Genomic DNA, 13,668 nt, shown 5'->3' with positions numbered 1-13,668 from the left:
TAGAGGCAAACTCACATTTCTTGGCTCGAACTGCACAAATTTAATGACAATTAAAATTAGTAGCAAAATAAACTGAATTCGCTTAGGCTCAGCTACAATAGGCTCAGCTACAAGATGTTACTTAACCGCAAATAATTCGTTATTTTGCGGTTTTATTATTTATGGGTTAATGATTTTTCTGTTAATCTGTTTTTATTTGTCCATTTAAAAATAGAGGTGTGTTTTGTCTAATATTCTGTCTGGTTTTTTATTGCAAAAATCTTGGCAAGATATTAACGAGCAATTGGTGTTAACCTTTTATTTCAAAACTCATGACCAAGTGGCCAAAGTAATCATCGATGATGAGAAGCCTTTATTTTTTATTGAGCAGCAACATTCACAACAAGCCTTTGATATTATCTCCCGAGTATTACCCAACAAACAAAGCTGGTCGATTAAACCGGTTGAGTTACAAAGCTTTCATTTTAATCCGGTTTGCGCCATCTATTTTAATAGTCAAAAGCAGATTTACCTTGCTAGACAAGCATTAAGCTCTGCTGATATTCAAACATTTGAGTCTGATGTTAATCCTGCGTCACGATATTTAATGGAGCGTTTCATTCACGCAAGTGCGATGATTCAATGTAATGAAGCACAACCTTCTGCTAATAAGTTCAGGCCAAGCAAATCCCATCCTAATTTTTCTGTTATTCATAATCCAAAATTAAAATCTGTGGATCATTTTGATCACATTGAGTTTTGTGTGATGTCTTTAGATATTGAGACTTCCATTGTGGATGAACGCTTACTATCGATTGCTTGTACCAGCTATCAGTACCCTAATAATTTAAGTTTGCAACGTGATGTATTTATTTTATCGACACCTAAGTTTTCAACTGATGATGAATACATTCATATTTGTTTGGATGAAGCGCAGCTATTACGTGAATTTGTGGCTTATTTTTTATCGGTTAATCCCGATATTATTATTGGCTGGTCCGTTGTGGATTTTGATTTTAATTTTTTACAAAATAAATCCAAACAGTTTAATGTGCCTTTAAATCTTGGGCGAAACCAAGAAACCATTGTTTGGCAAAGTAGACGTGACGATGACAGCAAACGATTAATCATTGAAGGTCGCGTGGTAGTTGACGGCATTGATGCTTTAAAAAATACAACCTACCAACTAAATAAATACTCGCTAGATTTTGTTGCCAATCACTTTTTAGGAAAAGGTAAATTAATTGATCACCCTGAGCAACGCGCTTTAGAAATTGTGCGTTTATTTGAAGATCAAACCGATGATTTTATTGCTTACAACATTGAAGATTGCGATTTGGTTTGGGAAATTTTTATTAAGGCGGATTTATTTGGTTATTTGTTTCAGCGCGAACAATTAACAGGACTGCCATTAAATCGATTAGGCGGCTCCGTTGAAGCGTTTGATTATCGTTATTTACCTTTATTACATCGCAAAGGATTTGTAGCACCTAATACACCAATTGATCCTGAAGGTGTGGGTAGCCCTGGCGGTTATGTGTTTGATTCGATTGCGGGTTTGTATCAAAATATTTTAGTGTTTGATTATAAAAGCCTTTATCCAAGTATTATTCAGACATTTAAAGTCGATCCATTAGGGTTAGCCGTTGCACAAAACGATTTAAAACTGTCGGCTAACTATGACCAACAAGAAACCATTATTGATGACAAACACAATTACATCGCAGGATTTAACCAAGCGGTTTTTAATAAAGGCAATCAAATACTGCCCGAGTTAATTACTCAACTTTGGGCTGCGCGTGATGATGCAAAAGCAAATAAATTATCTGCTCGCTCTCAAGCTATCAAAATTATTATGAATTCTTTTTATGGTGTTTTGGGTACTCCAGGATGTCGATTTTTTAATCATCAGTTACCCAGCTCCATAACATTGCGTGGTCATCAAATTTTAACTGAAAGTAAACGTTGGTTTGAACAAAAAGGCTTACAGGTTATTTATGGGGATACAGATTCTATTTTTGTGCATTTAAGTCAGCCTTGTGCCGACATTACTGAATATGCACAATCCTTACAAAATGAATTAAACCAATATTGGCAAGATGCGTTACAACAACGCCACCAAATACAAAGTCACTTAGAGTTAGAATTTGAAGCGCATTATCAGCATTTTGTCATGCCAAGAATTCGTGGTATGGAAAAAGGCAGTAAAAAACGCTATGCCGGTTTAAAACATGGCGAACATACTGCCGATGATATTATATTTAAAGGATTAGAGGCTGTTCGCAGTGATTGGACAGAAGTTGCACAAAAGATGCAACGACAGTTATTCTTTTTGGTATTTACGGATCAAGATAAAATACAAGAACTGCTGCAAACGTTAATTATTCAGCTTAAAAATAAAGAGCTAGACAGCCAGTTATTATTTAAAAAACGTTTACGTAAACCATTAAGCGAATTTACTGCAATGATTCCGCCACATATACAGGCAATATTGAAGCTTCCTTTAACAGAACAAGCTAAATACCAGCGCGGCAGCCCAATTGAATATGTCATGACACTCAATGGACCCGAAATTTTTAATTACAGCAAGTCGCCATTAAACTATGATTGGTACATTGAAAAACAAATACAACCGATCTGCGATGATGTTTTACAATTTATTGGTAGTAACTTTGAACAAACCCTATCGTTTCAAGGACAGTTAAATTTATGAAAAAGAATATTTTTAGAGATTTAGGCACATTAATGAGCGCAGGAATGGATCCTGCCAGCGCTATTAAAAAACTGGCAAGTATTTCAACGCACCCACAACAATTTAAAGATGCAGCTAAATATATTGATCAAGGCAAAAGTTTGTCTGAAGCATTATTTAAATATGAGTTAATCAGTAAAGAGCAAGCAAGCTGGTTACATGCCGCTGAAAGTTGCGGACAAACGGATCAAGCACTACAAACCATTGAGCGCGCACAAACCAAACGAGAGAGCCGACTTAAATTGGTTAAAGGTAAATTACTGTATCCTCTATTTATATTACTGGTTGCCATACTTTCTACAGCAGCGGTGGATTTGTTTAGTGATCAGCCTGCAATGAATGTGTTTTTTATGATTGGATTAAAGCTTGGTGTCATTTATTTTATTACTAAGATTTTTTTTAGCTTATTAAAAAAAGACGTATTTTATTGGTTAACCAAACTGGACAGTCATCAAAAAAATAAAAAATATCAACTGTTTTTTGATCAGATTTGCATCAGCAGTTTATATTACCTTAGCCAAAGCTCCGTTGATTACGCCACAGCCTTTAAGTTAATTGCTAACTACATGACATCTAAAGAGCTTAAACAAAAGCTATTAAAGGCAAGTTCGCTTTGCCAACAAGGTATTAGTATTTCACAAAGTATTATTAAAGCGGACTTACCTGCGTCTTATCAGTGTCAGCAATTATTATTAACGGCCGAGTCTACAGGCGATTGGCACAGTACGATGGGCGTGTATTTGGACAATAACCAAAAATACATTGATGACATTTTGATGGATTGGGTAAAACTTCTACAAAAAGGATTATTTGTGATTGCCGCAAGTGTTGCGCTTAGTGTCATTTTATAAGCGTGTCATTAATAAGTTGTTTAAATTAAACCTAAGTTATCTACCACTGTATATACACTTACACCTACTTATGAAAAACATGTATGAAAAACATGGATATTATTTTAAAATTTAATGGATAACTAAAAATTCTGGACTATAGTTAACATCGCCTCAAGGTGAGGCCATTTATTAATTTGGAAGGTACAATGAAATCTACAAACGCACTATTATATTACTTCAAAGGCAGTCAAATCATTACTGGTGAACATATTATTGAAAGCACAGATTTAAATAACGGACTATTTGGAAGAAAAAAAGGCTTTGCACTTGTTACTAATTTACGAGTATTTATTTACCCAACAGGCAATGCCAATAAAGAAACAATCATTGAATGCAAACACATTACAAATTTGTTTTTTCAACAAAAGAAAAATATTCACCTTATCCAATTAGAGTATCGTGGTCGCTTAATTGAAATAGCCACTAAGGATAAAAAAGCAAGTTTAGAATTCCTACATGCCATTGAAATTTATAGACAAAATAAACTATCTACAACATTACCTGCACACCAACAAACTAAATTAAAAGCGATGATCAAACTTTGGCAAAGTAGTACATTAAATGATGCACAATATGACAAAGAGCGTAATTTAATTTTAAACTGCGCATAACTTAAAAAACCACAAAACCCATTATAATAACCGCGAATTGCAATATAGGATTCGAGATAAAATTATGATGGGTATTTTTTTGGGCGAACGAAAAAAATAGAATATTAAAAAGAATTATTTAGGAAGTTTTTGGATTTGACATGGATTTAACAAGATGCGAGTTACTCGCCATTTTTATATTAACCTTTATGAATCAATAGGTTAGAAAATAAAAATGGCGGAGGGGAAGAGATTCGAACTCTTGGAGAGCTATCAACCCTCGCTGGTTTTCAAGACCAGTGCTTTCGGCCACTCAGCCACCCCTCCGCAGAAGAGATGCGTATATTACGGATAATTTTTTTCATGTCAAACATTTTTTTATAAACTATTGAAATTTATAATGTTTTTTCAGTTTTCTCCTATTATTTTTGAGGTAGAATAGGATTTTTTTCAAACTGGAATCATTATGCGTACCGATGTTGGTTTAGAAGTTGAGCTTGAAGACTCAAAAGTGCTCATCGACTTTTTAGTCGATAATATTAATATTAGTAAGACGCGCCTAAAAAAATGCATCCAAATTGGCGCGGTGTGGCTGGTAGATGGTGATCATCGTCAACGCATGCGCAAAGCAACCAGCCGCATTCAAGAAGGTGATATCATTGAAGTGTTTTACGATGACGCGCGCTTAGACAGTAAAGCCATTGCCTGCGAACTTATTGAAGACTGCGAAGAATATTCAGTTTGGTACAAACCGCAAGGCATCCCTATGCAAGGTGACGACTTTGGCGATCATCACTGCGTATCAAGACAACTTGAATTTGCCCGTAAAGGCCTTCCCTACTGGCCAATCACTTTACCAAGTGATGCTCAATCTGGTTTATTTTTATTGGCACACTCACGCAAAATGGCGAGCGTATTAAATGATTTATTAAACAGCGGCCAAATTGAATCAACGCTATTAGTAACTCTAGAAGGTGATATAGATGCTTCTGCAATTGATTTTTGTACAGCTCAAAAAATCTCATTTCAAAATGCAGTTAATCAAACTCGCATGGCAATGTTAATTAAAACAGACGTACACGGTTTAACAAAAACATGCAGCGCAAATCCAAGTTTTCAAATTATTCAAGAAACCGACGATAAAGAGCAATTAGCAACCCAAGAAATATCTTTAAGAAAAATTGCTTTTACCTGCCCGATATCTAAAGAACAAAAAGTGTTTGAGTCTCCTTAAATATTTACGAGAAAAAGGGCTATGTTTTAAATTCGTGTTGCAATGAATATAACCCTCTGATTTTAAACAGATTTCAAACACCCCAAAGATTCAAGTAAATCAAAGAAATCAAAGAAATAAAGTCGGTTGCTTGTTGCAAGCGGACAAAATAGTGGTCAAATAATTCAAACAACAATAATTCAAACAACAATAATTTAAAACATAGCCAAAAAAAAGGGTGATAACCTTACGATTATCACCCTTTTTTTATGCGTGCTATTTACTAGGCATCACGAAATTTATTCACAAGGTTTGCAGTTGAGCTGTCCATTTTTGCAACATTGCCCGTTTGCAATGCATCAAATACTGCCACACCCAATACTTTACCTAATTCAACGCCCCATTGGTCAAACGAGTTGATCTGCCAAATAGCACCTTGAACCATCACTTTATGTTCGTACATAGCAATCAATGAACCCAACACTTTTGGTGTTAACTGTTCAAACGTAATCATGTTACTTGGACGATTACCTGCATGTACTTTATGTGGCGCAATAAACGCAACATCTTCTTCGCTCATGCCTTTTGATACTAATTCAGCCGTCACTTGTTCTAAGTTTTTGCCTTCTAACATCGCCTGAGCTTGACCCACTGCGTTTGCGTACAACCACGGATGGTGATCTGCAACTGGGTTATGTGATTTTAACGGAACGATAAAATCAGAAGGTACTAAACGTGTACCTTGATGTAACAACTGGTGATAAGCGTGCTGACCGTTAGTGCCTGCACCACCCCAAATAATTGGACCGGTATTGTAATCAACGATGTCGCCATCTTGAGTCACGCTTTTACCGTTTGATTCCATGTCTACTTGTTGTAAATGGTTTGGTAATTCTTGCAAGTAATCGTCGTATACTAAAATTGCCTGAGACTGAGCATCGTAAAAGTTGTTATACCAAATACCCGTTAAGCCTAGCAAAGCAGGTAGATTTTCTTTGATTGGCGTATTTTTAAAATGCAGATCCATATCAAATGCGCCTTTAAGCACTTCTTTGAATGTATCCATACCCAACAGGATCGCTTGAGGTAAACCAATGGTTGACCATAACGAATAACGACCCCCCACCCAATCCCATAAAGGAAATAAGTTTTCAGCGTCAATACCAAAATCAACGGCTGCTTTTTGGTTGGTGGTGACGGCTACAAAGTGATTTTTAACATCAGACTGTTTTGCGCCTGTGGATAAGAACCATTCACGTGCCGCTTCAGAATTTTTTAATGTCTCTAATGTACCGAACGATTTAGAACAGATAACAAAAAGCGTCGTTTCTGGATCTAAGCCTTTCATGCCTTCTGTTACTGCAGTGCCATCTACGTTTGCAATGTACTGAATATCAAATCCTTCTTTCCAGTATGGTTTTAACGCATCAGAAATAAGCTTAGGACCTAAGTAAGAACCACCGATTCCGATATTAACAATCGTCGTTAATTTTTTACCTGTGTAACCAGCAAATTCTGCGTTATGCACAGAGTTTACAAAGCTTTCAACTTTCGCTAATGAATCTGCTACAACCCCTTTTGCTTCTGGAGTTGTTTTATCAAAATCACGTAAAGCCGTATGCAAAACGCTTCTTTTTTCAGAACCGTTAATCACTTCGCCGCCAAACATTTTGTCGATTTGACCTTGTAAGTTTGACTGCTCTGCCAATTCAACTAATAAAGATAACGTTTCTTCGTTTACTAAGTTTTTTGAATAATCTAATTCAATATCGCAAGCACTGACTGTCATTTTGTTTGCGCGATCTGCATCATCTGCAAATAATCCGATCAAATTCGTTTGATCCATTTGCGTTTTATGCGCTTGAAGCTTGGTAAAAGCGGATAACTGGGTAAATTTACTCACGGTAAGTTTCCTGTTTAAAGTTTTAATAAATACGTTAATTTATTGCAAGTATACACTCACAAAAAAAGCCGTCATGGGACGGCTTTTAGAATTCTTTATGCTAATTGAACAGCAATAGCATTACTTGTATGACTGACTTCGTTTTTTTCTGTCATATAAATCATACGAGGTTTGAAAGTTTTTAATTCTTGCTCATCATAATTTGCATACGCGCAAATAATCACGCTATCACCTACCACTGCTTTATGAGCCGCAGCACCATTAACCGAGATGATTTTGGATCCTTCTTCACCGCGAATGGCATAAGTGGTGAATCGCTCACCATTTGCAATATTGTAAATTTGAATTTGTTCAAACTCACGGATTCCGGCCATATCTAACAAATCGCCATCTATTGCACAGCTGCCTTCATAATTTAAAACGGCATGGGTAACACGCGCTTGGTGTAATTTTGCTTTTAACATGGTTGTTTGCATCTAGGGACCTTCAATCGGACTTCATTGGACTAATTTTCGGGCGCGATTATGCCTTATGCAGGGGTAAGGTTCAATGGAAAACAAGTAATCCATAACAAATTTTAAACGAATAGAAGTCAACCTCTGATTATTTTTTGATCAGTCAACTAAAAGCAATATCACAGAACTTTACAGAATTTAACAACAAAGTTTACGCAACTTTTCTTTAATGTTACATTACCCCTCCTTTTGTCGAACTGTTCATAGATGTTATCTAAAACAATCGACAAAAATGATATTTAACCAGCCAAGTAATATGAGATTTTCATATACTTGTTTGAATCAAATTTTAGGTAAAACAATGGCAAAATTGCTAATAATTAATGGTCCTAATCTAAATATGCTCGGCACCAGAGAGCCCGAAGTGTATGGTCATGAAACACTTAATGACATACACACTTCGTGCACTTTAAAAGCTGAGTCTTTTGGGCACCAATTAGATTTCATGCAGTCCAATGCCGAGGTTGAATTGATTGAAAAAATTCAACAAAGCAGAGGCATCGTGGATTTTATTGTTATCAATCCCGCCGCATTTACCCATACCAGTGTAGCGATTCGTGACGCATTATCGGCAATCGATGTGCCTTTTATAGAGGTGCATTTATCCAACGTACATGCCCGCGAAGCATTTCGTCATCACTCGTATTTTTCAGATTTAGCTCGAGGCGTTATTTGCGGCTTGGGCAGCCAAGGTTATTTGTATGCCATTGAATCGGCACACAAATTTTTAACAGATCAGTAAAAACATCATCATTTAATATAAGGGTTTCCCAATGGATATTCGCAAAGTAAAGAAGTTAATCGAATTATTAGAAGAGTCAGGCATCGACGAGATTGAAATATCAGAAGGCGAAGAATCGATTCGTATCAGCCGTTCATCGACAAAAATCCAAGCACCTTACCAGTATGCACCTGCACCTATGCAAGCACCTGCTCCAGTAGCTGCACCTGCTGCTGTAGCAGCACCAGTTGAAGCTGCCGCTTCTGTAGAAACGGGTCATAGCGTTAAATCACCAATGGTCGGTTCTTTCTACCGCGCACCGTCACCTTCATCACCTAACTTCTGTGAAGTAGGCCAAACAGTTAAAGCTGGCGACACCGTTTGTATCGTTGAAGCGATGAAAATGATGAACCAAATTGAAGCTGATAAGTCTGGCGTAATTAAAGAAATCTTAATTGAAAACGGTCAAGCGGTTGAGTTTGATCAGCCATTAATCATCATCGAATAGGACTTAAACATGTTAGAAAAAGTATTGATTGCGAACCGCGGTGAAATCGCACTTCGCATCTTACGTGCATGTAAAGAGTTGGGAATTAAAACCGTTGCGGTTTATTCCAAAATCGACAAAGACTTAATGCACGTTAAGTTAGCAGATGAATCTGTATGTATTGGGCCAAACCCATCATCAGAAAGTTATTTAAACATCCCTGCATTAATTGCAGCGGCTGAAGTAACAGACTCAGTAGCCATTCACCCAGGTTACGGCTTTTTAGCTGAAAACGCAGCTTTTGCTGAACAAGTTGAAAAATCGGGTTTTAAATTCATCGGACCAAGAGCGGAAACCATTCGTCTTATGGGCGATAAAGTTCAAGCAATTAAAGCGATGGTTAAATCTGGCGTACCGACCGTACCTGGTTCTGGTGGCCCATTAGATGATGATGACGAACGCTCACACGCTGTGGCTCGTAAAATTGGCTACCCAATTATCATTAAAGCTGCAGCTGGTGGTGGTGGACGCGGTATGCGTGTTGTTCACTCTGAAGCATCATTAACTACGTCGATTGCATTAACCAAAAACGAAGCACAGATGTTCTTTGGTGATGGCACGGTTTATATGGAGAAATATCTTCAAAACCCACGCCACGTTGAAGTGCAAGTGTTAGCAGATGGCCAAGGCAATGCGGTTCATTTGTATGACCGTGATTGTTCATTACAACGTCGCCACCAAAAAGTATTAGAAGAAGCGCCCGCTCCTGGCCTTGATGAAACAGCTCGCGCAGCTTGTTTAAAATCTTGTGTGGATGCGTGTATTGAAATTGGTTATCGCGGTGCAGGTACTTTTGAGTTCCTATACGAAGATGGCAATTTCTACTTCATTGAAATGAACACTCGTGTTCAGGTTGAGCATCCAGTATCTGAAATGGTAACGGGTGTGGATATTATTCGTGAGCAATTGAACATTGCTGCGGGTAACAAATTATCTATTACTCAAGATGACGTTAAATTAAACGGCCATGCGTTTGAATGTCGTATTAATGCTGAAAACCCAGAAAACTTTATGCCAAGCCCTGGATTAGTGACACATATGCACGCCCCTGGCGGTTTAGGTGTGCGTTGGGATTCTCATATTTACAGTGGCTACAACGTTCCACCAACTTATGACTCGATGATTGGTAAGTTAATCACTCATGATAAAGATCGCAAAGCTGCTTTAATGCGCATGCAATCTGCTTTAGATGAATTGTTAATTGAAGGCATAAAAACCAACATACCACTTCAAAAAGATTTAGTACGTGATGGTCACTTCCAACAAGGTGGCGTTAATATTCACTACTTAGAACATAAATTAGAAAACAAATAATCTGTATTTCTAATAATATAAGGCTGTCTTTTGACAGCCTTTTTACTTTAAAAAGAACCTATTTATGCCTTGGATACAAATTCGTTTTCAAACACTGCTCGACCAAGTTGAGCCACTTGAAGATTTACTACTAGAGCTGGGCGCAAGCGCAGTAACCCTTATGGATGGCGCAGACCAACCTGTTTTTGAACCGATTCGTGGTACCACGCCATTATGGGACAAAACCCAAGTAATTGGTTTGTTTGATGGCGAAACCAATATTGAAGAAATATTCAATCAAATTGCCCTTACCTATCAAGTAAATGGCCTAGCCTTACCAGAAGGCAAAGCTGAAATTCTTGAAGATAAAGATTGGGAACGCGAATGGATGGAACACTTCCACCCGATACAATGCGGTGACCGTTTATGGATTACCCCAAGCTGGCGTGAGCCGCCTGATGAAAATGCAGTTAACCTGATGTTAGACCCAGGCTTAGCATTTGGCACAGGTACGCACCCAACCACATTCATGTGTTTAAAATGGCTAGACAAGCATGATGCATTAGTAAAAGACGCAAAAGTGGTCGATTACGGCTGTGGCTCGGGTATTTTAGGTATTGCTTCTTTATTATTAGGCGCAACTAACTTTGTGGGTGTCGATAACGATCCTCAAGCGATTATTGCTACCAAAGAAAACGCATTACGCAATAAAATTGATGAAAGCACTTATACCGTACATTTGCCTGAAGATTTCACTCCATTTCAAGCCGATATCGTATTAGCAAATATTCTTGCTGGGCCGTTAATTAGTTTAAATGAAGGCATCACAGGTACGTTAAAATCCGGCGGAAAATTAGTACTGTCTGGCATTTTAAATCATCAATATCAGCAAGTGATCGATGCGTACTCACACTGTATTGACTTTGACCCTATTAAAGAACAAGATGAATGGGTTTGCCTAAGCGGCACGAAAAAATAACCTAAGATCAATAAGATGGAGTAACAAATGGCGGATTCTTTCATAACGAAATGCCCCCACTGCCAAGTGAAATTTAAACTAACCGAAAGCCAAATTAATGCGGCGGCCGGTTCAGTACGTTGTGGTGCATGTCTAAATGTATTTAACGCCAAAAACCATCTTATTGAGCAAGCAATAAAACCTGCTACCCCCGCTAAAACAGTACAAGCCAAAAAAGTAATCACTGAAACCAGAACACTTGAAACTCAAACGGAAGTTGACGACCTATCATTTAGCTTTGATATATACTCTGAGGAAGTGGAAGACGATTTATCCGATTCGTTATTTTCGGATTTAGACGATCAACCAAGTGAATATGATTTATCAGGTGTTAGCGCAACTGATGATGAAGATGACATTTCTGATTCATTATTTTCAGATCTAGATAGCGACAACTCGTCTAACAATTCGTCAAACAACCAATCTGAATCATATAATCTTAATGATGACAGTGATGACATCAATTCATTATTTGAGCAAGATGATCATGACTTGAATGAAATGTTTGAATCCACACCTTCAAACAACACGATTCAAACCGATAAAAAATCAAATAACACCCAATCAAAAAACAAACAAAACGAGAATGAGCTTTACGATATTAATAATTTATTTGACTCTGAATCGGACTCTGAATCGGACTCTCAATCAGACTCAACCAACTCTAATGATAACGATGACGACTCAAATGAAGATGACTTTATTTTTGGGGTTGATGAAAAAAATGAATTTGAAATTGATGATGATTTTTTAAATTTTGAAGAAAACATAGAAGACGCTTTTTCAGATGACGCCATTATTGCTAAAGAAGAAATCACTGAAAAAGTGAGTAATCCTGATGATGAAACAACAGATGAAAGCTGGACAAAAGCATTAATTGAAGATGATGAACCCGAAGAAAATAAAGCCGTTTTTACTGCAAAAAATCTTGGGGAATCCAGCACTAATAAAACACCTACCAATAAAAGAAAAAGTTTTTACAGCGAACAGCTTCCAAATGAATTTGACGATGACGTCACTGAGATTGTTAATAAAAAAACAAAAGTTAAGGATAAACAAAACCCCAAAAACATTGTTCATAAAGTTGCACAAGACACTCACGAACTCGATAGTCTTCTAGAAAAAGGCAGTCGCGGCATTTTAACTTTATTTGCTTGGTCTTTTTTAAGCGCCATACTTCTACTCACACTTGCAGGGCAGTATATTTATTATAACTTCGATTACCTCGCCCAAAGTAAATGGCGACCGCAATTGACTACATTATGCAACACCCTAAACTGCACTATTCCAGACACAAAAAGAATTTCACCTACAATTAGCATTGAGAAATTTCAGGTAGTTGAACACCCCGAACTTCCTGATGCCGTTAAAGTTTTATTTGTTTTAAGGAACTCAAATACAACAAATGCTGATTATCCAAATGTTGTTATTCAGGTTTTGGATAAAAATGACAAACTTATTGGCGATCAATCCTTTTCACCAAAACAGTATTTACCTAGTCAAATTAAAACTGACATCAGCATGCGAGCCAAAACCGATGTTCAAGCGGTCATCACTATTAAAGATTTAGGAACTGCGGCTAGAAATTATAAAGTTTCACTTTAAATTTAAATCAAAAAAAAGCTCAATTGCCTTAACAGCATTGAGCTTTTTTTGTGCTTAATTTATTAACTATTAACTTTTGTCACCACTATTAAAAATAAGATACAAATCGGTTAATGCTTCAGACATATCTTGAATGGTTGACCACAGTAATTCACCGTCATTATTGAATTTTTCAAAATCTGGTTCGTCGTTAAATAATCCACTACCTACTTCCAAAGGTAACAACAACACCGAAACACGCTCATCATCTTTTTCAAACCAAGCATCTTGATTGGCGAACAACACCTCCATAAACCCGCAACAAAATGCCTGCATATCGGAATCTTCGACTTCATCTGTCAGCTCAAAAGGAAGCTCAAATGCAGTTTCACCATAAAGCTCTTCTTCTAATTCGCGACAAATTTCTTTTTTCACTGATTGCCAAAGTATTAAATCGGCACCTTGGGGTAAAGACTGTTCGAAAACGATTTCATCCAATTGCACACAAGGCAAAATCACATGAGCAGTTAGCGCACCAATTGCACCTATAAAATCTAAGCTATCTTCACTATTCCAATCTGAATCTAAAATCGTTTCTAACTTTTCAAAACAATCACTCATAATACTTACCTAATTCTATTTAAATTTTATTTGATCGGG

At 37.1% G+C, this 13,668-nt stretch carries 12 protein-coding genes and 1 tRNA gene; 9 read left to right on the top strand and 4 right to left on the bottom strand.

The features are described 5' to 3' along the window. The first annotated feature begins 223 nt into the window (after nucleotides 1–223). The 3 genes from TYM08_RS03830 to TYM08_RS03820 all read left to right on the top strand — a co-directional run bounded on the left by TYM08_RS03830 (nucleotide 224) and on the right by TYM08_RS03820 (nucleotide 4,235). Entirely contained in the window at nucleotides 224–2,692 is a 2,469-nt protein-coding gene (locus TYM08_RS03830; protein WP_422381649.1) for a DNA polymerase II, read from the top strand. Further along, nucleotides 2,689–3,582, top strand: a complete 894-nt coding sequence (locus TYM08_RS03825; RefSeq protein WP_422381648.1) for a type II secretion system F family protein — start codon at nucleotides 2,689–2,691, stop codon at nucleotides 3,580–3,582. Before TYM08_RS03830 ends, TYM08_RS03825 begins: the two co-directional genes overlap by 4 nt. A gap of 188 nt (nucleotides 3,583–3,770) precedes the next feature. Further along, nucleotides 3,771–4,235, top strand: a complete 465-nt coding sequence (locus TYM08_RS03820) for a hypothetical protein (RefSeq protein ID WP_422381647.1) — start codon at nucleotides 3,771–3,773, stop codon at nucleotides 4,233–4,235. 215 nt (nucleotides 4,236–4,450) lie between these two features. Here the strand turns inward: TYM08_RS03820 and TYM08_RS03815 are convergent. Beyond that, nucleotides 4,451–4,541, bottom strand: a tRNA-Ser gene (locus TYM08_RS03815). Between the two features lie 139 nt (nucleotides 4,542–4,680). Here TYM08_RS03815 and TYM08_RS03810 point away from each other — a divergent pair. Next, a complete protein-coding gene (locus tag TYM08_RS03810) occupies nucleotides 4,681–5,448 on the top strand; it encodes a hypothetical protein (protein ID WP_422381646.1) in 768 nt (255 codons plus the stop codon). Between the two features lie 262 nt (nucleotides 5,449–5,710). Here the strand turns inward: TYM08_RS03810 and pgi are convergent, their stop codons facing one another. Continuing rightward, nucleotides 5,711–7,330, bottom strand: coding sequence for a glucose-6-phosphate isomerase (gene pgi, locus TYM08_RS03805; RefSeq protein WP_422381645.1), 1,620 nt, complete (start codon nucleotides 7,328–7,330; stop codon nucleotides 5,711–5,713). 95 nt (nucleotides 7,331–7,425) lie between these two features. Continuing rightward, entirely contained in the window at nucleotides 7,426–7,806 is a 381-nt protein-coding gene (panD, locus tag TYM08_RS03800; protein ID WP_422381644.1) for an aspartate 1-decarboxylase, read from the bottom strand. 340 nt (nucleotides 7,807–8,146) lie between these two features. On the opposite strand from panD, the gene aroQ reads away from it, so the two are divergent. The 5 genes from aroQ (at nucleotide 8,147) to TYM08_RS03775 (ending at nucleotide 13,029) form a co-directional block, all read left to right on the top strand. Continuing rightward, nucleotides 8,147–8,587, top strand: coding sequence for a type II 3-dehydroquinate dehydratase (gene aroQ / locus TYM08_RS03795; RefSeq protein ID WP_422381643.1), 441 nt, complete (start codon nucleotides 8,147–8,149; stop codon nucleotides 8,585–8,587). 31 nt (nucleotides 8,588–8,618) lie between these two features. After that, nucleotides 8,619–9,074 (top strand): acetyl-CoA carboxylase biotin carboxyl carrier protein, encoded by a 456-nt coding sequence (gene accB, locus TYM08_RS03790; RefSeq protein WP_422381642.1) that lies wholly within the window; start codon nucleotides 8,619–8,621, stop codon nucleotides 9,072–9,074. Nucleotides 9,075–9,083: 9 nt separating this feature from the next. Further along, complete coding sequence (gene accC, locus TYM08_RS03785) at nucleotides 9,084–10,427, top strand: acetyl-CoA carboxylase biotin carboxylase subunit (RefSeq protein WP_422381641.1); 1,344 nt, start codon at nucleotides 9,084–9,086, stop codon at nucleotides 10,425–10,427. Between the two features lie 64 nt (nucleotides 10,428–10,491). Beyond that, the gene (gene prmA / locus TYM08_RS03780) at nucleotides 10,492–11,385 is read left to right on the top strand and encodes a 50S ribosomal protein L11 methyltransferase (RefSeq protein WP_422381640.1); all 894 of its coding nucleotides are present in this window, start codon (nucleotides 10,492–10,494) and stop codon (nucleotides 11,383–11,385) included. Nucleotides 11,386–11,412: 27 nt separating this feature from the next. Beyond that, nucleotides 11,413–13,029 (top strand): DUF3426 domain-containing protein, encoded by a 1,617-nt coding sequence (locus TYM08_RS03775; protein ID WP_422381639.1) that lies wholly within the window; start codon nucleotides 11,413–11,415, stop codon nucleotides 13,027–13,029. Nucleotides 13,030–13,098: 69 nt separating this feature from the next. On the opposite strand, the gene TYM08_RS03770 is transcribed toward TYM08_RS03775, so the two are convergent. Beyond that, on the bottom strand, nucleotides 13,099–13,629 hold the full coding sequence (locus tag TYM08_RS03770; protein ID WP_422381638.1) for a UPF0149 family protein: 531 nt from the start codon (nucleotides 13,627–13,629) through the stop codon (nucleotides 13,099–13,101). Between the last annotated feature and the right edge of the window lie 39 nt (nucleotides 13,630–13,668).

The organism is Marinicellulosiphila megalodicopiae (assembly GCF_045862395.1).
GTDB lineage: Bacteria > Pseudomonadota > Gammaproteobacteria > Pseudomonadales > Natronospirillaceae > Marinicellulosiphila > Marinicellulosiphila megalodicopiae.
This window is presented reverse-complemented; position numbering and strand designations above follow the sequence as displayed.

Excerpts from the sequence above, each read along its gene's own strand:
- TYM08_RS03825 (WP_422381648.1), top strand. The coding sequence starts at position 2,689 with ATGAAAAAGAATATTTTTAGAGATTTAGGCACATTAATGAGCGCAGGA.
- aroQ (WP_422381643.1), top strand. The coding sequence starts at position 8,147 with ATGGCAAAATTGCTAATAATTAATGGTCCTAATCTAAATATGCTCGGC.
- prmA (WP_422381640.1), top strand. The coding sequence starts at position 10,492 with ATGCCTTGGATACAAATTCGTTTTCAAACACTGCTCGACCAAGTTGAG.
- TYM08_RS03770 (WP_422381638.1), bottom strand. The coding sequence starts at position 13,629 with ATGAGTGATTGTTTTGAAAAGTTAGAAACGATTTTAGATTCAGATTGG.
- accC (WP_422381641.1), top strand. The coding sequence starts at position 9,084 with ATGTTAGAAAAAGTATTGATTGCGAACCGCGGTGAAATCGCACTTCGC.
- TYM08_RS03820 (WP_422381647.1), top strand. The coding sequence starts at position 3,771 with ATGAAATCTACAAACGCACTATTATATTACTTCAAAGGCAGTCAAATC.
- accB (WP_422381642.1), top strand. The coding sequence starts at position 8,619 with ATGGATATTCGCAAAGTAAAGAAGTTAATCGAATTATTAGAAGAGTCA.
- panD (WP_422381644.1), bottom strand. The coding sequence starts at position 7,806 with ATGCAAACAACCATGTTAAAAGCAAAATTACACCAAGCGCGTGTTACC.
- TYM08_RS03810 (WP_422381646.1), top strand. The coding sequence starts at position 4,681 with ATGCGTACCGATGTTGGTTTAGAAGTTGAGCTTGAAGACTCAAAAGTG.
- TYM08_RS03775 (WP_422381639.1), top strand. The coding sequence starts at position 11,413 with ATGGCGGATTCTTTCATAACGAAATGCCCCCACTGCCAAGTGAAATTT.